The sequence below is a fragment of the Nocardiopsis suaedae genome (assembly GCF_027706745.1).
Lineage (GTDB): Bacteria > Actinomycetota > Actinomycetes > Streptosporangiales > Streptosporangiaceae > Nocardiopsis_A > Nocardiopsis_A suaedae.
The window spans coordinates 40489-60214 of sequence record NZ_JAQFWP010000042.1 but is presented as its reverse complement, the minus strand read 5'-3'; the positions used below and the strand labels follow the sequence as shown (position 1 = coordinate 60214).

At 72.1% G+C, this 19726-nt stretch carries 18 protein-coding genes; 8 read left to right on the top strand and 10 right to left on the bottom strand.

The annotated features are described in order from the left end of the window. Nucleotides 1–274: 274 nt before the first annotated feature. The 6 genes from O4U47_RS20445 to O4U47_RS20420 all read right to left on the bottom strand — a co-directional run bounded on the left by O4U47_RS20445 (nt 275) and on the right by O4U47_RS20420 (nt 6386). The gene (locus tag O4U47_RS20445) at nt 275–1018 is read right to left on the bottom strand and encodes a DUF2637 domain-containing protein (RefSeq protein WP_270679523.1); all 744 of its coding nucleotides are present in this window, start codon (nt 1016–1018) and stop codon (nt 275–277) included. Between the two features lie 393 nt (nt 1019–1411). After that, nucleotides 1412–1582: a hypothetical protein gene (locus O4U47_RS20440; protein ID WP_270679522.1), complete on the bottom strand. Its 171-nt coding sequence runs from the start codon at nt 1580–1582 to the stop codon at nt 1412–1414. Between the two features lie 125 nt (nt 1583–1707). Continuing rightward, a complete protein-coding gene (locus O4U47_RS20435; protein ID WP_270679521.1) occupies nt 1708–2736 on the bottom strand; it encodes a glycosyltransferase in 1029 nt (342 codons plus the stop codon). After that, nucleotides 2733–3314, bottom strand: a complete 582-nt coding sequence (locus tag O4U47_RS20430) for a hypothetical protein (protein ID WP_270679520.1) — start codon at nt 3312–3314, stop codon at nt 2733–2735. The genes O4U47_RS20435 and O4U47_RS20430 overlap by 4 nt, the downstream gene beginning before the upstream one ends. 276 nt (nt 3315–3590) lie before the next feature. Next, nucleotides 3591–4904 carry an MFS transporter gene (locus O4U47_RS20425; protein WP_270679519.1) on the bottom strand — a complete coding sequence of 438 codons (1314 nt, stop codon included), beginning with the start codon at nt 4902–4904 and terminating at the stop codon, nt 3591–3593. 27 nt (nt 4905–4931) lie between these two features. Continuing rightward, the gene (locus O4U47_RS20420) at nt 4932–6386 is read right to left on the bottom strand and encodes a M20 family metallopeptidase (protein ID WP_270679518.1); all 1455 of its coding nucleotides are present in this window, start codon (nt 6384–6386) and stop codon (nt 4932–4934) included. A 121-nt stretch (nt 6387–6507) separates the two neighbouring features. Between O4U47_RS20420 and O4U47_RS20415 the strand changes: the two genes are divergently transcribed. From O4U47_RS20415 to O4U47_RS20385, 7 genes are all read left to right on the top strand, one after another. Beyond that, nucleotides 6508–7446: a LysR family transcriptional regulator gene (locus O4U47_RS20415; RefSeq protein ID WP_270679517.1), complete on the top strand. Its 939-nt coding sequence runs from the start codon at nt 6508–6510 to the stop codon at nt 7444–7446. A gap of 270 nt (nt 7447–7716) precedes the next feature. Continuing rightward, nucleotides 7717–8337 carry a DsbA family protein gene (locus O4U47_RS20410; protein ID WP_270679516.1) on the top strand — a complete coding sequence of 207 codons (621 nt, stop codon included), beginning with the start codon at nt 7717–7719 and terminating at the stop codon, nt 8335–8337. Nucleotides 8338–8428: 91 nt separating this feature from the next. After that, nucleotides 8429–9235, top strand: a complete 807-nt coding sequence (locus O4U47_RS20405; protein WP_270679515.1) for an MBL fold metallo-hydrolase — start codon at nt 8429–8431, stop codon at nt 9233–9235. Between the two features lie 106 nt (nt 9236–9341). Then, nucleotides 9342–9761, top strand: a complete 420-nt coding sequence (locus tag O4U47_RS20400) for a nuclear transport factor 2 family protein (protein WP_270679514.1) — start codon at nt 9342–9344, stop codon at nt 9759–9761. 401 nt (nt 9762–10162) lie between these two features. Beyond that, on the top strand, nt 10163–10873 hold the full coding sequence (locus O4U47_RS20395; RefSeq protein ID WP_270679513.1) for a CBS domain-containing protein: 711 nt from the start codon (nt 10163–10165) through the stop codon (nt 10871–10873). Between the two features lie 76 nt (nt 10874–10949). Beyond that, nucleotides 10950–11549, top strand: a complete 600-nt coding sequence (locus O4U47_RS20390) for a CBS domain-containing protein (RefSeq protein WP_270679512.1) — start codon at nt 10950–10952, stop codon at nt 11547–11549. Nucleotides 11550–11652: 103 nt separating this feature from the next. Further along, nucleotides 11653–14394, top strand: coding sequence for a cation-translocating P-type ATPase (locus O4U47_RS20385; RefSeq protein ID WP_270679511.1), 2742 nt, complete (start codon nt 11653–11655; stop codon nt 14392–14394). A gap of 24 nt (nt 14395–14418) precedes the next feature. On the opposite strand, the gene argG is transcribed toward O4U47_RS20385, so the two are convergent. Beyond that, the gene (gene argG, locus O4U47_RS20380; RefSeq protein WP_270679510.1) at nt 14419–15870 is read right to left on the bottom strand and encodes an argininosuccinate synthase; all 1452 of its coding nucleotides are present in this window, start codon (nt 15868–15870) and stop codon (nt 14419–14421) included. 139 nt (nt 15871–16009) lie between these two features. On the opposite strand from argG, the gene O4U47_RS20375 reads away from it, so the two are divergent. Further along, the gene (locus O4U47_RS20375) at nt 16010–16411 is read left to right on the top strand and encodes a nuclear transport factor 2 family protein (protein ID WP_270679509.1); all 402 of its coding nucleotides are present in this window, start codon (nt 16010–16012) and stop codon (nt 16409–16411) included. Nucleotides 16412–16745: 334 nt separating this feature from the next. Here the strand turns inward: O4U47_RS20375 and O4U47_RS20370 are convergent, their stop codons facing one another. The 3 genes from O4U47_RS20370 to O4U47_RS20360 form a co-directional block, all read right to left on the bottom strand. Beyond that, the gene (locus O4U47_RS20370; protein ID WP_270679508.1) at nt 16746–17732 is read right to left on the bottom strand and encodes a Gfo/Idh/MocA family protein; all 987 of its coding nucleotides are present in this window, start codon (nt 17730–17732) and stop codon (nt 16746–16748) included. Between the two features lie 111 nt (nt 17733–17843). Beyond that, nucleotides 17844–18860: a hypothetical protein gene (locus O4U47_RS20365; RefSeq protein ID WP_270679507.1), complete on the bottom strand. Its 1017-nt coding sequence runs from the start codon at nt 18858–18860 to the stop codon at nt 17844–17846. 103 nt (nt 18861–18963) lie between these two features. Further along, nucleotides 18964–19332: a hypothetical protein gene (locus tag O4U47_RS20360; RefSeq protein ID WP_270679506.1), complete on the bottom strand. Its 369-nt coding sequence runs from the start codon at nt 19330–19332 to the stop codon at nt 18964–18966. Nucleotides 19333–19726: the final 394 nt, after the last annotated feature.

Genomic DNA, 19726 nt, shown 5'->3' with positions numbered 1-19726 from the left:
ATCATCGAAACCCTCGCTGCCTACTGCACACGAATTAACGACTCAGGACACTAGATCTAGCGGCTTCGCACGCCTGTTCGGTATCTCCTCCCCGCATCACGCGCCCCTGCCGAGGTGACCGACTCCTTCCATAGCTCCTCCGTCGCCACACGGCCGGACGAACGTGCCTTCGTTGAAGGCCGCCTTCGCTTCCTGACGCCGAGCAAGGCACCTTCTAGCCAGCTGACGACTCGGACCTCTCGTCAAAGGCACCCGGGGAGAAGAACTCACTATGTCAAGCCACTTCCATTTCGAAATGCCCCTGCTGCCCCCACTGTTTGACTAGACGCCCCCAACGTGCCTTGCGATTGAAGCGGAGAGCAATCTCCCTGCCGGTGGGAAGGGAGCCGTCCTCTCCTCGGTTCTCCTGGGCCCACTGCCATGCCTCCACCTGTAGCCGGGGGACGGTAGTGGCACAGGGCAGTTCGGCGGCGCGGTCCACAGCCTCGACCACGTGTAGGCGGGGGCGATCAGCGTTGGACAGTTCTGCCTGGTCGCCCTGGGCCACGGTGGCTAGGGCCTCGGCGGCTGCCGCTGGCGAGGTGGCCGGGGTCGCGGGGCTGTTGGGCTCATCGACTGCGTGAGCTGAGCGCGCGCCTTGCTCACGCCGGAGTTCTCGCATCAGCAGCTCGAACGCGCCCGCCAACGCGAAGGACGGCCAGGCGTGGATCACCGCCGACCACACCGTCGGCTCGGCCACCGCCACGTTCGCCGCCAAGGAGGCCAGGCTGCCGAGGATGAGCAGCGTCCACGGGAGCACTCCCCCGCGGCGGCCGCGTCTCGCGTCGGCCAACAAAGTCATCGAGGACGCGATGATCATGCCGTCCACCGACAGCGGGAACAGCGCCGCCCTCCACTCCGGCTCGCCGTGGCGCTGGGCCAGTTCGAACATGTGGGAGTAGGACACCACCGCCGCGATGCCCGCCAGCATCTTCACCGCGGCGATCGTGATCCAGCGCGACCACACGGGGCTGGACATGAGGACTCGTTCTCCCTTGCAGGTCATCGACCGTGCGCGGGAGCCGTCAGCGGGCGAGCACTACCGTGCCCCGCGGCGCCCGGAGGCTGATGGAGACGGGATCTCCACGGCCTCCTCATGGAGACGAAATGGAGACGAGAACTCTCCCCAACGGGTCTCAACGGCGCTGAACGGTTCCCAACGATGGCCTCTGACCTGCGGCTCCGCACATCGGTGCAGGTCGCCGGAAACGCTGAACTACCTTGACACGGTAGAGGTCACAGGTTCGAATCCTGTATCGCCCACACGCATTCCCGCAGGCCGGGGCCGTTCAACGGCCCCGGCCTGCGGTCGTTGGGCCTCGTTGGCGGAGCCATAGAGGAGACGGTCTTCCTCTGACAGCACCACCGGGCCCTACTCCCCTCCCCGGACACGGTAGTACCCACCGCCCCGTGGAACCGTCTCCACGAACCGCTCGCACTCCCCCGGACGCAGCGCCTGAAGGCTCTGACGCCAGCGCTCCTCCATGACCTCGCGGACCTTCTTCTCCATCGGCGGGGTCACATGCTCATAGACCTCCCCCATCCCCGGCATCCGGTGGTTCGGGTGTCGCCCCCGTCCCACCTGGCCGTCGGAGAGGACTGGGCCCCAAGGTCGCCCGCGCGGCCCGGTTGGGACAACATTGCCACGGGTGTCCGATCGAGCGCGTGTCAGTATGCGAAGGTTCTTGTCGCCAGATCGTCGAGTACCGCCGCCGCCCGCGCGGCGCCGTCACCTGACGACCATCGGCTCCACTCGGTGCCACCGTGCACTTTCGCCCGGCGAAGCAACTCCGGCCATTGTTCTGGATCGGGCCAGCGTGTGGCGACCACGGCGATCCCGTTCCCGTCGAGCATGGCGGCGGTAGCGCGTTGCTCGCCGTACGGCCGGGCTTGCGGGATGACCACGGCAGGTCGCCGTGCCGCGGCGACGTCGGCGAGCGCGTTCAGGCCCGCGTGGGTGACGACAACGTCCGCTGCGCACAGACTGGGCCAGATATCGTCCACCCAGCCACGCCACGTCAGGTTGGGCCGATCCACAGCACCGGGGAGAGGAGGTCCGAACACTTCCCAATGCCATTCGGTGGTGGCCGCCGCTGCGTCACTAATGTGCTCGGCACTGATGTCCAATCCACCTGACCCCCACAAGGCGAGGACGCGGCGGCCCGGTCCGGGTGTGGTCGGGGACCGACCATCGAATCGCGAGAAGGCCCCCAAGTAGACGGTCTTGTCCATCCACCGCTGAGGCCCCTGCAAAGGCATTATATCGGGCCACGGAGCCAGCAACCGATCGGCGAGATCATAAGCGAGTCGGTGGGGCCGGTCGTCGCGCTCCCCGGGCTGGGCCATGATGACTACAGGAATTCCATACAGGCGCGCAAAAACCGACACCTCAACCGAGACATCGACGACCATGACTCGAATCTCGCCTTTGGCGAGCTCCCTGCCGATGAGTTCCATCCGCCCTCGGAGTCCCGCATGGCCCCGGGGAACCCAGTGCAGAGTGCCGCCAGCGGTGACATCACGCGTCGCGGGCTCGACGACGTCGGCATCGTCGGGCAGCCGAACCCATCGATCGGTCCACCCCACCGGTGCTGACTCGGTGGAAAAGCCGACGACCGGCGTCTCGGCCTCGGCGGCGATCACGGCGGCCCGACGGACATGACCGACCCCGAGGTGGTGTCCGTAGTAACCAATCATTCAGTGGGATAGGCCTTCCTTGCCTGCGCTGCGACCAGAAGTTTGCGTGGGGAGGGCTCGCGCCACAGCATGAACAACACGACAGTGCCCAAGCTGATGGCGGAAGAGATCACACCGGCGATGATCAGAAGGGTGTCTTTTTCAATCAGGGACCAGCCGACGGCTAATGCCACCAGCGAGCTGCCCATGAAGATCGAACGGACACCCCAGTACCCGAGCATGCCAAACCGGAGTGGGTTTCGCTGGACGAACCCCTCCCATCCCAGGGCCCCGTTCCCACGGTGCAGTTCGACGTTCTGCGCAAGATACAGGGCGCATCGGCTGACGGAATGCGCGTGATTGAGCCAGGTGGTGCCGAGGATCAGAGCCAGCACCGGGTAGACGAAGGCCAGGCCGGAACTACTCGTCTGGGCGGCTACTCCGAGCACCGCGCCCACACTCACCACGACCAGTGAAACGATCTGCGACTGCAGTTCGATGAGCTTGATTATCTCCGAACGAATACTCACATATTCCGCGACGACCAGTTCATCGTGAACGGAAACACCGACAGGCTGCTCACCGACGACATCCTCCACGCGACCACCCCACCCCTACCGCTTCGACGCCTCCGAGCCACGGCAGTACTCTCAAAGAAGCACGCAGTTCAGGAGCACGCAAGGCCCGCCCCGGAGCGACTCTTGGAGAGACCGGTCCGAAACTGTTCCGACGCACCGGACAAGGGCTGGGCACAGTGGTGGATCCGGATCAGATCGTTGCCATCGGCGACACTCTGGGGGATGTGTCCAAAGCCCATCCGGGCAAGACAGGCGATGGCGGTGGACACCGGTGATCGCGCGGCGGCGATCACCGGGTCAGCGGATTCCGCGCCACCGTACTGCCGCGAGTAGGGCGGCGACGCTGACGAACGAGACGGCCAGCAGGTAGTAGCCGGGTGACTCCTGCCGCCCCGTGGTGGCCACGAGTGCGGCCGCGATCGTCGGGGTGAACCCCCCGAAGGCCATCACGGTGGTGTTGTAGCTGAAGGACAGGCCGGTGGCACGCGAACGGACCGGGAAGGCGTCGGCCATCACCGAGGGCAGTGCCCCGTAGTACAGCGCCTTCAGCAGGCCCAGGACGACCATGACGACCACCAGCACGCCGAAGGTGCGGGCCGCGGTCAGCCACAGGAACAGCGGGACGACCGAGACGCCGATCAGCAGGGCGGCGGGGAGCATGATCCTGACGCGGCCGACCATGTCGCCGGCCTGGCCGACGAGCGGCGTGACGAAGGTGAGGATCGCCCCGGTGATCACCAAGGACAGGAACGAGAAGGAGGGGGAGAGCCCCAGCTCGCTGATGCCGAACGTCGGCAGGTACTGCAGGATGAAGTTCAGCGTGGTGGACACCACCAGCACGCCGCCCGCGATCAGCAGCCCGCCCCACTGGTACCGGAACAGCCCACCGAGCTGGGCGGACACTCGCTTTGCGCCGTCGTCGGAGTCGGCCATCGCCGGGGAGTCGTCGACATGGCGGCGGATGTAGTAGCCGACCGGCCCCACGAGCAGGCCGAAGGCGAAGGGGATGCGCCAGCCCCACGCCGTCATGTCCGCGTCGGACAGCAGCGCGGTCAGCCCGGCGGCGAACCCCGCCGCGAGGAGCGTCGCCAACCCCTGGCTGGCGAACTGAAAGCTGCCGAGGAAGCCGCGCCGTCGGCCGTTCTGCTCGACGAGCAGCGATGTGGCCGCGCCGAACTCGCCGCCGGCCGCGAACCCCTGGATGAGGCGCGCCGCCACGATGCCCAGCGGCGCGAACAGGCCGATGGTGGCGTAGCCGGGCATGACGACGATCATGCCGGTCCCGATGACCATCAGCCGGATACTGAGGACGAGGGCCTTCTTACGCCCCCGGCGGTCGGCGTAGGAGCCCAGCAGCAGCCCGCCCAGGGGACGGATCAGGTAGGTGACGCCGAACACGCCGAAGGCCTGCACGAGCTGGACGCTGGGGGCGGATTCGGGGAAGAAGACGCGGCCGATGTAGATGGCGAGCATCGCATAGATCGCGATGTCGAACCATTCCAGGGCGTTGCCGATGGTGGCCGCCGCGATCACGCGGACGGGCCGCGTGGTGGGCGCCGGGGCGGCGGCGTCCGGCGACGGGGGCGAGGGCGTGGAAGCGGCGGACGACATGGTTCTCCCAAGGACGGGGACGGGGGGTCAGCGTGGGACGCGTGTACTGGGAGAGCCGACGCTCCTCGGCGTCGTCGCGGTGGACACCGGCGGGGGCGGTGCCTCCCCTTCGCCCGCCGCCCCCAGGTCATGGAACAGTCCCGCGGCCATCTCCAGGCCCTGGCGGGCCACGGTCACCAGCAGGTGTTCGTCGGGGGCGTGCTGCCGGCAGCCGGGGTAGGAGTGCGGCATCCAGATCGTGGGCACCTGGAGGAGGTCGGTGAACACGTGGTTGGGCAGGGAGCCGCCGATGTTCGGCAGGACGGTCACCGGCCCGCCGACACTGCGTTCCAATGAGGCGGCCGCCCAGTGCACCCATGGGTGGTCGAGGTCGGTGCGGCTGGCGGGGAACGCCTGGGGGATGCGCACGCCGACCATGGGGTAGCCCTGGGCATCGAGGTGGGCCCGCAGGGACCGGGCCATTCCGTCGAGGTCGGTGCCGACCACGAACCGTAGTTGGAGCACGGCGCGGGCGCGGCCGGGGATCGCGTTGACCGGGGCGTCGACGTCCCCGGCGTCGAGCGCGATGACCTCCACCGTGTTCCACCCGTACAGCCGTTCGGCCGGGGTGAGCGCAGGGTCGGCCCAGTCGGTGTCGATCGCGCCCCCGTCCGGAGACGTGGTGAGGTGGACCCGGGACAGTGCGGTGCGGACCGGGTCCGGCAGGCGCTCGGGGAGCAGCGCGGGGCAGGTGATGCCGCCGTGCCCGTCGACCAGTGTGCCGATGGCGCCGGTGAGGGTGGTGGCGGCATTGCGCAGCAGCCCGCCCCAGTTTCCCGAATGGTGGTCGGCGGGACGGAGGTCCGCGTCGAGCTCGATGGTGGCCCCGCCGCGCGCGCCGAGGAACAGGGTGGGGGTCGAGGCGGTGAGCCGGGGGCCGTCCGAGGCGATCAGCACGTCGGCTCGGAGTTCGTCCCGGTGGGCGCGGACGAATGCGTCCAGCCCCGGCGAGCCGATCTCTTCGCCGGTTTCGAACAGCATCGTGAGGTTGAACCCCAGGCGCCCCCGTACGGCCAGAACCGCCCGGAGCGCGGCGAGGTTGATCAGATGCTGGCCTTTGTTGTCGGCCGTGCCCCGGCCGTACCAGCGGTCCCCGACGGCGGTGAGGGTCCACGGGTCGCGGCCGTCGCCCCACTGGCCCGCCTGGCCGTCGACGACGTCGGCGTGCCCGTAGCACACGACGGTGGGGCGTTCCTCGTCCTCGACGCGGGTGGCGATGAGGAACGGGCCGCCGGCGTCGGCGGGGTTGGCGGCGAGGGTGACGGTGCACCCCAGCTCCTCGAGGATCGGCCCCAGCGCATCGCGCAGGTATGCCTTCAGCGCAACGCTCCCTTCGGGGCGTCGGCTCTCCGTGGGGTAGGCGACGAGTTCCGAGAGCTCGGCGAAGAACGCCCCGGAGTCGAGGTAGTCCCTGGCCGCGGCGGTGGCGGTGGTGCGGTCCATATGTGTTGCCCCTGATAGCACTGCCGGTGTGCCAGGAGATTAACCGTGGGCGTACAGTTGTGGCCAATGCCGATTTTCGGTGCCTGCCTTGCAATCGACGCAACGATGCCGGTGGTTCACTGTGCCCCTCGTCCCCGCCGCCCTGCGTTACTTCCGTGAGGTCGCCCAGACCGGCTCGATCGCCGTGGCGGCGGACAACCGCCACATCACGCCCTCCTCCATCAGCCGGCAGATCGCCAAGCTGGAGTCGGAGATCGGACGCCCGCTGTTCGACCGGCATCCCCGGGGGATGACGCTCACCGAGGCCGGCCGCCGGCTGCTGGCCCACGTCCACCGCAGCGAGCTGGACGCCTCGGCGCTGCTGGCCGAGATGCGCACCCTGGACCCCGCCGGGTTCCGCAGGATCGTCGTGGCCTGCACCGAAGGCTTCGCGCATTCCGTGGTGCCCCAGGCGATGTCCCGGCTGCGGCTGATCCACCCCGCGATCACCTTCCGCCTCGACGTCGTCGGCCGTGAGGAGGCGACCCGCCGCGTGGCCGAAGGGGACGCCGACGTGGCCGCCACCTTCGCCATCGGAGGGCAGGAGGACGTGTCCGTCGACCACTCCGCCGTGGTGCCCACCTTCGTCGCGGTGCGGGGGGACCACCCCTTGGCCGACCGGGACCGGGTCGGCTTCGCCGAGCTGTGCGACCACCCGCTCGCCCTGTCGGCCGAGGGCGCCAGCCAGCGCGAGCTGTTCGACATCGCCGCCCGCATCGAAGGGGTGGAGGCCACCGTCGCCCTCGAGTGCGACCGGTTGGCCCCGGTCTACGCGTTCGTCCGCTCCGGCGGAGGAGCGGCCCTGGTCAGTGGCCTGGGCATGGACGGCGACCCGGACGGGGGCCTGGTCCACATCCCTCTGGCCCACCCCGTCTTCGACCGGCGCCGTGCCCAGATCCAGACGATGATCGGCGGCCGCAGGGGACCTGCGGTGTCCGACTTCATCAACCTCCTGGTCTCCCTGCTCCCCCATGGGGACACCGGGCGGGGGTCCGGTCCAGGCCGTACCCGCCCGCAGTGACGGGTGCCCCTGGCAGGGCTCCCGCCCCCCGTGAGGGGCGGCGGCGCATGCGCGCGGGGAGTCGGCGGGAAGGGGGCCATCGGCTCGGGAGACGCGCATCACCGCGGCCGAGCAGGCGGCGAAGACCAGGGCGCCGACCGGTGGACGGCGGGCGTCGGGGCGGGATCCGGGATTCGATGCGTCTTGCGGGAATATCTGTCTAGGAAGATACTGTTCCGTCAGGCAATGATCCGCGGGACGCGGATCCCGTCACCGGGAGGCTCACACCCCATGAAGCTCGTCTACGTCTTCGACGCCTACTGCGGATGGTCGTACGGCTTCGCGCCCACCCTGGCCGAGGTCGTTCGGCGCCACCGGGACCTGGAGGTCGACGTGGTCTCCGGGGGCCTGTTCACCGGCGCGCGCCGCGTGCCGATCAGGGAGTTCGGGTACGTCCAGGGCGCCAACGCCAAGATCACCGAACTGACCGGGGCGGCGTTCGGCGCCGGATACGCGCGGCTCATCGCGGACGGCTCGTTCGTCATGGACTCCGAGGCCGCCGCCCGGGGCGTGGCGGCGCTGAGGCGGATCGCGCCCGACCGCGCCGTGGAACTGGCCGCCGCCCTGCAGCACGCGTTCTACGTCGACGGCCTGAGCCTGTCCGACCCGGCGACCTACCGCACGGTCGCCGAGGCGAACGGCCTGGATCCGGACACCGTCGCCGACGCCTTCTCCGCACCGGAGTCGGCGGCCGAAGCCGAGGCGGACTTCTCGCGGTCGGCCGCACTGGGGGTCGACGCCTACCCCACCCTGCTGGCCCTCGACGGCGGCCGCGCGACACGACTCGCCGTCGGCCACGCCGGTGCCGACGAAATCGACCGGCGCCTGGCTACCTTTGCCCCTACGTCCTGACGCCCGACCTGCGGCGTTCTCATCCGACGCCCTGCCCGACCCCCGCGCCGTACCTCCGTACGGGCCGCATCTCCACATGAAAGGCCACGCCATGAGCACGCTCGACTACCAGGTCTTCGACCTGAACTTCCCCGCCGGTTCCAAGAACAAGACCGCCACCCTGATCACCGGCGAGGAGCAGGCGGTCCTCATCGACGCCGGGTTCACCCGCGCCGACGGCCACCGGCTGGCCGCCGAGGTCCTCGACTCCGGCAAGGAGCTGACCACGGTCGTCATCAGCCACGGCGACCCCGACTTCTACTGGGGCGCCGAGGTGGTCGCCGACGCCTTCCCCGAGGCCGAGATCGTCGCCACGCCGCCGGTGATCGAGCACATCGGGAAGTCCTATGAAGGAAAGCTCAAGGCGTGGGAGGCCGTGGGGGCCAACCGCCCGACCCGCCTGGTCGAGATGGCCGAGCTGACCGGCGACATCACCCTCGAGGGACACGTGTTCCAGCTCAAGGGCGGCCACCCGGCGCTGGCCGACCGCCACTACCTGTGGCAGGCCGACCAGCGGGCCATCGTCGGCGGTGTGCTGCTCTTCCAGAACGAGCACGTCTGGGTCGCCGACACCGCCGCCCCCGAGGAGCGCGCCGCGTGGATCGAGGTGCTCGACGAGATGGCGGCGCTGGCGCCCGCCTTCGCCGTCCCGGGCCACCGGCTGCCGACCGACGCCCTCGACGCGAGCCCGATCGCCTACACCCGCGACTACCTCACCGCCTTCGAGGCCGAACTCGACAAGGCCGACAGCGGCGCGGAGCTGACCGACGCGATGGTCGCCCTGTACCCGGATTCGGGGATGCTCATCGCGGCCCAGCTCGGCGCGAAGGTCGTCAAGGGCGAAATGTCCTGGGGCTGACCGGCCCCTCCCGCAGTCCGGTGCCGGTGGACCCGACACATCGGCACCGGACCGGGACCGCCGCTCCGCACGTTCCCGCCCGCACTCGACCCGAAAGGACCCCGCCATGACCGGACCTTCCGACTTCGCGACCTCCCCTGCCCCCGCCGACGTGGTACGGCGCCAGTACATCGCCTCCGCCGACGGCGATCTCGAAGCCCTGCGCGCCACGCTGGCCCCCGACGTGGAGTGGACCGAGATGGCGGGCTTCCCGCTGGCCGGTACCTACCGCACCCCCGAGGGCGTCACGTCCGCCGTCATGGAACGGCTGGCCGAGGAGTGGGACGGCTGGGCGGCCCATGACGACACCTACGTCGTCGACGGCGAGAACGTCGTCGTCCTGGCCCGCTACACGGCGACCAACAAGGCCACGGGCAAGGACATCGACGTCCGCGTCGCCCACCACTTCACCGTCCGCGGCGGGCTCATCGTGCGCTTCGAGCAGTTCGTGGACACCGCCAAGGTGCGCGAGGCGATGGAGGACTGACCCACGGGGCGCCCCGGCCGGTCGGAGGGGCGCTCCGCCGCCGGAGACGCCGGTCGCGCGGGCCGGTGTGCCCCGACGAGCCCGATGATCCGAAGATGCCCGACGCCGTCCTGGACGATCCCGTCGGCACCGCACTTGGATACGGGTGGAATCGAGCTCGTCGGGGCCGGGAACCCGGTGGTGGACGGTGGTGCGCGGCTTCGCCCTGCTCCACGCCTGCCTTGGCCGCCCGACCACCACGGCCCCGGGTCTCCGCACAACGATACGAACGTCCGCCCGTGACGGGCCCGTGGGCACTGTCGCCGCGGCACCGGGCGGCGGAGTGTGGCGATACGGGGCCGTTCCGCCGGAGCACCGCACCGCGCGGACGGGCCGCCCGAGCGACGAACGAGGAGAGGGCGATGCGGAGCACCGTCGCCGACGTCATGACGACCGCGGTCGTCTCGGTCACCGAGGACTCCGGGTACAAGCAGATCGTGCAGGCCCTGGTGGAGCACGGGGTCAGCGCGCTGCCGGTCCTGGACGCCGAAGGCCGGGTCCTCGGTGTGGTGTCCGAGGAGGACCTCCTGCACGAGGAGTTCAAGGGCGTGGGCGGCGGAGGCGACCGCCGGCCGCCGCTGGGGTCCCGGCTGCGCGAACGGCTCCGGAGTTCCGCCGCCCCGTCCGCGCACTCCGACGAGGACGCCGTGGCCACCACCGCGGCCCGGCTGATGACCAGCCCGGCGGTCACGACCCGCCCCGAAGCCCCCGTCGTGGCGGCCGCCCGGCTGATGGCGCGGCGGGGGGTCAAGCGCCTGCCCGTGGTCGACGACGGTGGCACGCTGGTCGGCGTGGTCTCCCGCCGCGACCTGCTGCGCGTGTTCCTGAAGGGCGACGGCGACATCGCCACCGCCGTCGATGCCGAGATCGGCTTCTTCCTCGACACGCCGGACGCCGCCCGCGTCTCCGCGGTGGTGGCGGACGGGGTGGTCACGCTGGCCGGGACGGTGCGCCGGCGCAGCGGGGCGCGCGCCCTGGCCCGGCTCATCGGCCGGATCGACGGCGTGGTCGCCGTCGACGACGAGCTGGCCTGGGAGACCGACGACCTCCTGGCCCCCCGCACCGAGCCGTGAGAGCGGGGGCCGGTGCGTCCGGGCGGGCCCCCGTACCCGACGGTGTCCGCGGAACAGCCGAGACGAAGGAGCGACCATGCTGGTCGATGCCGTGATGACCGCACCGCGTGCCGTGCTCTCCGCGGAGGCGACGGTGAGCGAGGCCGCCCGCCTGTTCGTCGAGCGCGGTGTGGCGGCCGCCCCGGTCCTCGACGGAAGCGGAGGGCTTCTCGGCATCGTCACGGAGATCGACCTTCTGCGGGAACGGTACGAGTACGACCCCCGGGCCTCGGCGCGTCCGGTGGCGGAGCCCCCGGCGCCATTGGCGGAGCGCGTCTCCGACGTGATGACGCGCGAGGTGGTGACCGTCACCGAGAACACCGACGCGGCCCGGTTGGTCGACCTGATGGTGCGCGACCGGATCCGGTGGGTCCCCGTGGTGCGTGCGGGGCGCGTGGTGGGCATGGTGGGCCGCGGTGACCTGCTGCGGATGCAATGGCGGCCCGACGCCGAAACCACGTCCGACCTGCGCTCCGCGCTCGCCGAGGGGGCGCCCTATCTGCACTGGTGGACGGCGGAGGTCCGGGACGGGGTGGCCTACCTCGATTGTCGCGGCGCCGGCCCCGAGGAGTGCCGGACGGCGGAGGGGGTCGCCCGTACCGTAGCCGGGGTCGGTCGCGTGGTCGTCGACGCCTGAGGCGCGAGGGCCCGAGGCCGCTGCGCAAGGACGTACGGAGGGCCCCACCGCACGGGCGGAAGTGCCCTGCCCCCGATCAGTCCTGCGCCCCGATGGTGGAACCATGGCGAACCCTGAGAGGGCCGATGGCGGTCCCGTCCACCCGCGCGCCCACGCCCTGCCCGCCACAGAGGTGGCCCGGTTCCTGGGCACCGACCCGTCGGAGGGACTGGCCCCCCGTGAGGCCCTGCGCCGCCTCGCCGCCCACGGCCCCAACGCCCTGCCCCGGCGCAGAGGGCCCGGTCACGTCCTGCGCCTGCTGCGGCAGTTCCACAGCCCGCTGGTGTACGTCCTGATCGCCGCCGCAGCGGTGACCCTGGCCATGGGCCACCTCGTCGACTCCGGCGTGATCGCCGGGGTCGTGCTGCTGAACGCGGCCATCGGCTACGTACAGGAGTCGCGGGCACGGCGCGCCCTGGACGCGCTGGCGCGCATGGTCCGCGTCGAGGCCACGGTCGTGCGCGGCGGGGCGACGCGCCGCGTCCCGGCCGAGGAGCTCGTCCCCGGGGACCTGGTGACGCTGCAGGCCGGCGACAAGCTGCCCGCCGACCTGCGGCTGACCGCCACCGACACGCTCGAGGCGGACGAGTCCGCGCTGACCGGCGAGGCCGCACCGGTCGCCAAGTCCGCGGCCGCCGTCGGCCCGGACGCCCTGCTCGCCGACCGCACCGGCATGGCCTACTCCGGGACGGTCGCCACCCGCGGCTCCGGCCGCGGCATCGTCGTGGCCACCGGCGCCGACACCGAGGTCGGCGCGATCGACCGGCTCGTGGCCTCCGCCGACCGGAACCCCACCCCGCTGACCCGCCGGCTCGGCGTGTTCGGCCGCCGCCTGACCGCCGCCATCGTCGCGCTGGCGGTGCTCACCTTCGCGGTCGGGACCCTCTACGGGGAGGCGCCGGACCGGATGTTCACCGCCGCGGTCGCCCTGGCGGTGGGCGCCATCCCCGAGGGCCTTCCGGCCGCGGTCACCATCGTCCTGGCGATCGGCGCGGTGCGCATGGCCCGGCGCAACGCGATCATCCGCGGCCTGACCGCCGCCGAGACGCTCGGCGCGACCACCGTCATCTGCACCGACAAGACCGGCACGCTCACCGCCAACGCGATGACCGTCATCCGCGTGCTGGCCGGCGGGGCCGAGCGCGAACCCGGCCTCCGCCGCCTGGCCGAGGGCACCGGGAGGGGCGGCGGGCACGCGATGCGCGAGTGCCTGCTGGCCGGCGTGCTGTGCAACGACGCGGAGCTCACCGGTTCGGGCGGGCAGGAGCGGATCGTCGGCGACCCCACCGAAGCGGCGCTTCTGGCCGCCGCACGCGTCGAGGGCATCGACCCGTCCGGGGAGGCGGCCCTGGCGCCCCGCACAGGCGCCCTGGCGTTCACCTCCGAACGCAAGCTGATGGCCACGGCCCACCGGTGTGCCGACGGCCGCCTGCGCGGCTACGTCAAAGGGGCGCCGGAACGGGTGCTGCCGCTGTGCTCCGGCCGTATGGGGCCCGACGGGCGCGACCGCGCGCTGGACGTCGAGGACGAGCGGCAGAGGGCCCAGAGCTGGGCGGCGCAGGGGTTGCGCGTCATGGCCTTCGCCCGGTTCGCTCCCGAACGGGAGGGCCCCGTCCGCGAAGAGGACCTGCCCGGCCGCCTCACCCTGCTCGGCCTCCAGGTGATGCACGACCCCCCGCGCCCGCAGGCCGTCGAGGCGGTGGCCGCCTGCCGTGCGGCGGGAATCGGCGTACGGATGCTCACCGGCGACCACGGAGCGACGGCGCGCGCCATCGCCGACCGGTTCGGCATCGAGGGGCCCGCGCTCACCGGCGCCGAGATCGACGCCGCCGACGAGGACACCCTGGCGGGGACGGCGGTGTTCGCCCGCGTCTCCCCCGAACAGAAGCTCCGCCTGGTCCGGCTGCTGCAGCGCCGCGGCGAGATCGTGGCCATGACGGGCGACGGCGTCAACGACGCCCCCGCCCTGCGCCAGGCCGACATCGGGGTGGCCATGGGGCGGGTCGGCACCGACGCCGCCAAAGAAGCGGCCGACATGGTGCTCACCGACGACGACTTCGCCACCATCGAGGCCGCCGTGGAGGAAGGCCGCGGCGTGTTCGACAACCTCCGCCGCTTCCTGGCCTGGACCCTGCCCACCAACATCGGCGAGGGCCTGGTCGTGATGGCGGCGGTCGTCCTCGGCGCCACCCTGCCGATCCTCCCGGCGCAGATCCTGTGGATCAACATGACCACGGCGGGCTTCCTGGGGATCACGCTGGCCTTCGAACCGGTGTCCCCCGGTGTCATGCGGCGCCCGCCCCGGCCGCCCCGCGCGCCGATCCTCAGCCGCGACCTGGTCCGCAGGATCGTCCTGGTCTCCTTCATCCTGGTGGTGGGGTCCTTCGGCGTCTTCCACCACGCGCTGGCCACGGGTGCGGCGCTCGATGAGGCGCGCACCGCCGCGGTCAATGTGTTCGTCGTCGTGGAGGCGGCCTACCTCCTCAACTGCCGGTCGCTGGACCGGCTGCGCGCCCCCGTCCGCAACCCATGGGTGTACGCGGGGATCGCCGCCATGGCCCTGTTGCAGGCGCTGCTGACCTACACACCGGTGATGAACGCCCTCTTCCACACCGCCCCGGTCGGGTGGGCGAGCTGGACGGTGATCATCGGAGTGGGGATCCTCGGCTACGCCGCCGTGGAGGTCGACAAGGCCGTCTGGCGGCGCTCGGACGCCCGCCGCATGTGGGCAGGGCGAGCGGCGCCCGGAACCGGTGGAGGGGCCGGCCCCCGGGCCGGCACCGCCCCCGTGCAGGACCGCGCCTGAGCGGCTGGGTCCCGCGCCGTTCCGTCAGTCGGTCCCGCCCTCGATGGCGGCGTGGTCGAGCATCTGGTAGTCGTCCTCCTCGACCTGTCCGCGGGCGGCGATGACCTCCGCACCGCCCTGCGGCATCGCGCCGATCAGGCCGGTCGAGGCGGCCTGGGCGGCCCCGATCACCGTCCTGTGCGTGTTGCCGACGATGCCCAGCTCGGAGTACTGCTCCAGCCGGGTGCGGGAGTCGGCGATGTCGAGGTTGCGCATGGTGAGCTGGCCGATCCGGTCCACGGGGCCGAACGCGGCGTCCTCGGTGCGCTCCATGGACAGCTTGTCCGGGTGGTAGCTGAACGCCGGGCCGGTGGTGTCCATGATCGAGTAGTCCTCGCCGCGGCGCAGCCGCAGCACCACCTCGCCGGTGACCGCCGTGCCCACCCAGCGCTGCAGGGACTCGCGGATCATCAGCGCCTGCGGGTCGAGCCAGCGCCCCTCGTACATCAGGCGGCCCAGGCGCCGCCCCTCGTTGTGGTACTGGGCGAGGGTGTCCTCGTTGTGGACCGCGTTGACCAGCCGCTCGTAGGCGGCGTGCAGCAGCGCCATGCCCGGGGCCTCGTAGACGCCGCGGCTCTTGGCCTCGATCACCCGGTTCTCGATCTGGTCGGACATGCCCAGGCCGTGCCGCCCGCCGATGGCGTTGGCCTCCATCACCAGGGCGACCGGGTCGGAGAACTCCTTGCCGTTGATCGACACCGGGCGCCCCTGGACGAAGCCGACCGCCACGTCCTCGGCGGGGATCTCCACCCCGGGGTCCCAGAACCGGACGCCCATGATCGGCTCGACGGTCTCGACCCCGGTGTCCAGGTGCTCCAGGGTCTTGGCCTCGTGCGTGGCGCCCCAGATGTTGGCGTCGGTGGAGTAGGCCTTCTCGGTGCTGTCCCGGTAGGGCAGCCCGTGGGCCACGAGCCACTCCGACATCTCCGTGCGGCCGCCGAGCTCGGAGACGAAGTCGGCGTCCAGCCACGGCTTGTAGATGCGCAGGTGCGGGTTGGCGAGCAGGCCGTAGCGGTAGAACCGCTCGATGTCGTTGCCCTTGAACGTGGAGCCGTCGCCCCAGATCTGCACGTCGTCCTCGAGCATCGCCCGGACGAGCAGGGTGCCGGTGACGGCGCGGCCGATCGGCGTGGTGTTGAAGTAGGCGCGCCCGCCCGAGCGGATGTGGAACGCCCCGCAGGTGAGTGCGGCCAGGCCCTCCTCGACCAGTGCCGCACGGCAGTCGACGAGGCGGGCGACCTCGGCGCCGTAGTCGCCGGCGCGGCTGGGCACCGACGCGATGTCGGGCTCGTCGTACTGGCCGATGTCGGCGGTGTAGGCGCACGGGACGGCGCCCCGGTCGCGCATCCAGGCGACCGCGACGGAGGTGTCGAGTCCGCCGGAGAAGGCGATGCCGACGCGCTCGCCGACGGGCAGGGAAGTGAGAACCTTGGACATAGGAAAATCATGCACCACTATGAATGAACATGCAAAACCGCCCGCCCCGCAGCCCCGGCACCCCGCCCCCGTTGCCTTCCGCCGCCCCCCGCTCTATTCTTCAAATCACCTATTCAAATTGTTGACTAAGGAGGTTGCGGTGTACCCCTTCCGCGCGGCCGTCGAGGCCGGGGACCACGAGGCCGTCGAGGCGCTGCTGGCCGACGACGTCGTCTTCACCAGCCCCGTCGCCTACCGCCCCTACCCGGGCAAGGCGATCACCGCCGCCGTCCTGCGCGGCGTCCTGCGCGTGTTCGAGGACTTCCGCTACGTCCGCGAGGTCGCCGACCCCGCCGGGCGCGACCTCGTCCTCGTCTTCACCGCCACGGTGGGCGACAAGGACGTCCACGGCTGCGACATCCTGCACTTCGACGAGGACGGCCTCATCGACGACTTCACGGTGATGGTCCGCCCCCTCTCCGGCGCCCACGCACTGGCCGAGGCCATGGGGGCCCAGTTCGAGCGCATCCGGCGGGAGGCGGAAGGCGTGACCAGGACCTGACGGCCCAGCGGTCGTACGTCCACCACCGCCCCCGGCACGCCAGCACGGCTCCGGACCCGCCAGGCCGCATCGCTACCCGCCCCGCCCCGTGCGAGGTGCAATCGCACCACCGCCTCGACGCGATCGGAGCCAGGGAGCCGAGATGCTCATCTGGACCGCTCGCGCATGGGCCGTGGCACTCGTCGTCACGATCATCCGCGTTCGCCCGGACGGAGGCGGGGCTGCCCGGCCGCTTCGCGACGACGGGCCGCTACACGCGCACGCCGGACGGCGGGCCGACCCCGGCACCGGACATCGGGCCGGGCGGGGCCGCCGCGCGGCCCCGCCCCTGCCGTCAGCTCCTCGGACGCGGGTCGAAGCCGGCCCTCAGGTAGCACTCGTCGATCAGCCGCATCGCCGCCAGGGCGTCCTCGGCGCCGAAGGGCAGCGGGACGCCCTCGTCCAGGCGACGGGCGAAGGCCTCCAGCTGATAGGTGTACGAGGACCGGCGTCCCAGATCCTCGACGCGTTCCCCCTGCGGCGTGCGGACGGCGATGCGGCCGTCGCGGTCGGGCCTGACGAAGTCGAGGACGGTCGCCTCGCCCCGGGCTCCGACCACCCGGAACCGGGTCCGCCACCGGTCGTCCGCCATGTGGCAGCGCGCCGAGCCGGTGGCCCCGCCGGGGAAGGCGAGGTCGGCCTCCAGCCACTCGTCCAGACCCGGGAAGCCGGGACGCTCGCCGCCGCGCGCCGCGGTCAGGCGGGGCGCACCGCCCGTCCACGGCGCCAGCATTCGCTGGGCGTGCAGCGCGTAGCATCCCAGGTCCATCAGTGCGCCGCCGGCCAGGGGCAGGGACCAGCGGACGTCGTCGTCGGGCGGGGCGGGCATGGACACCGAGGTCTCCACACGGCGCACCTCACCGAGCTCGCCCGACTCCAGCAGCTCGTGCAGGCGCCGGACGACAGGGTGGAAGTGGTAGTGGAACCCCTCCATGAACACCGTGCCCGCCGCGGCCGCGGCCGAGCGGACGGCGGCGGCCTCCTCGGCGTTGCTCGCCGACGGCTTCTCCGTCAGCACGTGCTTGCCCGCCGCCAGGGCGGCCAGGTTCCACGGCCCGTGCAGCCCGTTGGGCAACGGGTTATAGACGACATCGACCTCCGGGTCGGCGACCAGGGCGGCGTAGGACTCCGCGACACGCTCGACGCCGTGGGCGGCGGCGAACTCCTCGGCCCGGGCGGGATCGCGTGCGGCCACCGCGACGAGGCGGTGGCCGCACGTGCGCGCGGGGTCGGCGATCGCCCTTTCGGCGATGCGGGCCGCGCCCAGGACACCGATACGCATGGGGCATGCTCCTTCGGTCGGTTCCGTTGTCGTGGACACGCTCCCAGGGCGCCCTTCGACCAGAGCCCCCAGGGCCCGCAACCGGGGCCGACCGGCGGGGGGCGTCCCGCGTCAGCCGTGCCCCTCGCCCGGGGCGTGGGTATGGCCGTCGTCGGCCGGCGGCTGCTCCGCCGGGCCCCGGCCCTGACCTGACGGGTCCTGGCCACCGGTTTCCCCGCCTCCGGAGGGCTCGGCGGGGCCGGTGGACCCGGCGGACGGCTCGGCGGATTCCGCCGCCTCCTCACCACCCCCGTGGCCGTGCCCGCCCTCGGCGTGGCCGTGCCCGCCACCGGCATGGCTGTGCTCCAGCGCGGCGGTCGCGCCGGGCACCGCCGCCGCCCCCAGCACCCCGAAGGCCAGGACCAGCGCGCCCCGGTACCCGCCCGCGGTGAGCACCCCGTGGCGCTCCCGGGGGAGCAACGAGCACAGTGCCCCCGTGACGACGACGGCTCCGAGCGCCGCCGCGACCAGGTCGGCCGCGCCGACGGCCTCGGGGACTCCGGCGGCCGGGCCGAACGGCATCCCGACCAGGCGGCTGACCGCCCACACGCCGAGGACGCCGAGGTTGGCGATCAGGCCGCACACCTGCAGGAAGGTGCTGCGCAGGGCGAGGGCGGCCAGGCCCCACACCAGCTGGAAGAGCGCCGTTGCGGCGAAGAAGGCGCCCGCGGCGAGCCACTCCTCCAGGTGGGCGGGCGTCGCGGCGACGTGGACCGCCCCTGCCGCCAGGCTGGCGGCGGCCGCCACCTGCCGGGCGAGCCCGGCATCGGTCCGGGGCCGGGCTCGGGATCGCGCGCGCCGCGAGCCGAGCGGCTGTTCGGGCGGTGCGTCGGGCCCGGCGGGGACCCGGTACGGCGAGCCGCCGCGGTGGGACCGGGCGGGCGCGGCGCCCGCACCAGGGGACCACGCATCCTCCCGGGCTCCGGGGGCGCGCGGAGGGCCCTGGGCACGGGAGGCGGAGGTCCGCAGGGACGCGGGATCGCCGGAGCCGCCCTCCGGCGGCCGTCCGTCCGGCCGGCCCCGGTGGCGCCCCTCGTCGGGGCCCAGGTACCACGGCCTGCCGGGGCGTTCGTCATCGTGATCGGTCACGGCGTCTCCTTGCTTCAGGTCGGACGGCGGCGCGCGGGCGCCGCCGGGGTCCGCGCACGCCTCGGGCGCGCGCCTGGAGGCGGCCCGGCGCGGGCCGCGGCATCTAGACCCGGTTGACCTGGAGTTCGGAGACGAGGTCGGGCGGCGAGCGCCCAAGGGAGAGTTCCGGGACGTCGGGAACGCGGCAGCGTCCCGTTTCGGGGACGACGACGTCGAGGAGCGGTCCGGCGGGCAGGGCGGCGGGCGCGGCGTCGCCGGGAGACGGCGGCACCGTACGCCCGCAGGCCGGGTCCTCTTCGTGGCCTTCGCCCTGCGTCCCCTCGTGCGCTGCCCCGTGCTGCCCCTCATGGGCGTGCGCGTGGGCGGCGACGTCGGCACCGAAAGCGTGACCATGCGGACCGAGCTGGTGACCGAGAGCGATGAAGGCGCCGAGGCAGACCAGCCACAGGGCCACTCGCGGCTTTTCGGTCACGGGTCCGGATACCTCGATGCGTTCGCGGTACTCACCAGGGGGTGGAACGCCGCAGCGCGGCGGCCTGCACCATAGTAACCACGCCGCACCGTTCACCAGGGGTGGAGTAACCCGAAGGGCACGACGGGCAGGATTCCTCCGCCCCCGGCCAGGTCGCCCCACACCGGGATCGGCGGCCGCACACCCGCCGAGCGCGTTCCCGACCTCCCCGAACACCACACTCAGGCCCTGTCCGGAGTCCCCCCCGCCGGCCCCTCCGTCGTTGATCTCGGAGAAGTCGGGCTCAAGACAGCGGTGGTTTCTCGTGTTTCAGTGCAACTTTTCGTAGGTGTGCTGGACGCTAGGGGTGGAGTGTGGCCCGACCAGGGGTTCTGACGCTGGGACACCGCAGAAC

What these genes read in the sequence shown, in the direction of transcription:
- O4U47_RS20435 (WP_270679521.1), bottom strand. Translation starts at nt 2,736, where the DNA reads ATGATTGGTTACTACGGACACCACCTCGGGGTCGGTCATGTCCGTCGG.
- argG (WP_270679510.1), bottom strand. Translation starts at nt 15,870, where the DNA reads ATGTCCAAGGTTCTCACTTCCCTGCCCGTCGGCGAGCGCGTCGGCATC.
- O4U47_RS20440 (WP_270679522.1), bottom strand. Translation starts at nt 1,582, where the DNA reads ATGGGGGAGGTCTATGAGCATGTGACCCCGCCGATGGAGAAGAAGGTC.
- O4U47_RS20410 (WP_270679516.1), top strand. Translation starts at nt 7,717, where the DNA reads ATGAAGCTCGTCTACGTCTTCGACGCCTACTGCGGATGGTCGTACGGC.
- O4U47_RS20395 (WP_270679513.1), top strand. Translation starts at nt 10,163, where the DNA reads ATGCGGAGCACCGTCGCCGACGTCATGACGACCGCGGTCGTCTCGGTC.
- O4U47_RS20425 (WP_270679519.1), bottom strand. Translation starts at nt 4,904, where the DNA reads ATGTCGTCCGCCGCTTCCACGCCCTCGCCCCCGTCGCCGGACGCCGCC.
- O4U47_RS20405 (WP_270679515.1), top strand. Translation starts at nt 8,429, where the DNA reads ATGAGCACGCTCGACTACCAGGTCTTCGACCTGAACTTCCCCGCCGGT.
- O4U47_RS20445 (WP_270679523.1), bottom strand. Translation starts at nt 1,018, where the DNA reads ATGTCCAGCCCCGTGTGGTCGCGCTGGATCACGATCGCCGCGGTGAAG.
- O4U47_RS20385 (WP_270679511.1), top strand. Translation starts at nt 11,653, where the DNA reads ATGGCGAACCCTGAGAGGGCCGATGGCGGTCCCGTCCACCCGCGCGCC.
- O4U47_RS20390 (WP_270679512.1), top strand. Translation starts at nt 10,950, where the DNA reads ATGCTGGTCGATGCCGTGATGACCGCACCGCGTGCCGTGCTCTCCGCG.
- O4U47_RS20420 (WP_270679518.1), bottom strand. Translation starts at nt 6,386, where the DNA reads ATGGACCGCACCACCGCCACCGCCGCGGCCAGGGACTACCTCGACTCC.
- O4U47_RS20370 (WP_270679508.1), bottom strand. Translation starts at nt 17,732, where the DNA reads ATGCGTATCGGTGTCCTGGGCGCGGCCCGCATCGCCGAAAGGGCGATC.
- O4U47_RS20400 (WP_270679514.1), top strand. Translation starts at nt 9,342, where the DNA reads ATGACCGGACCTTCCGACTTCGCGACCTCCCCTGCCCCCGCCGACGTG.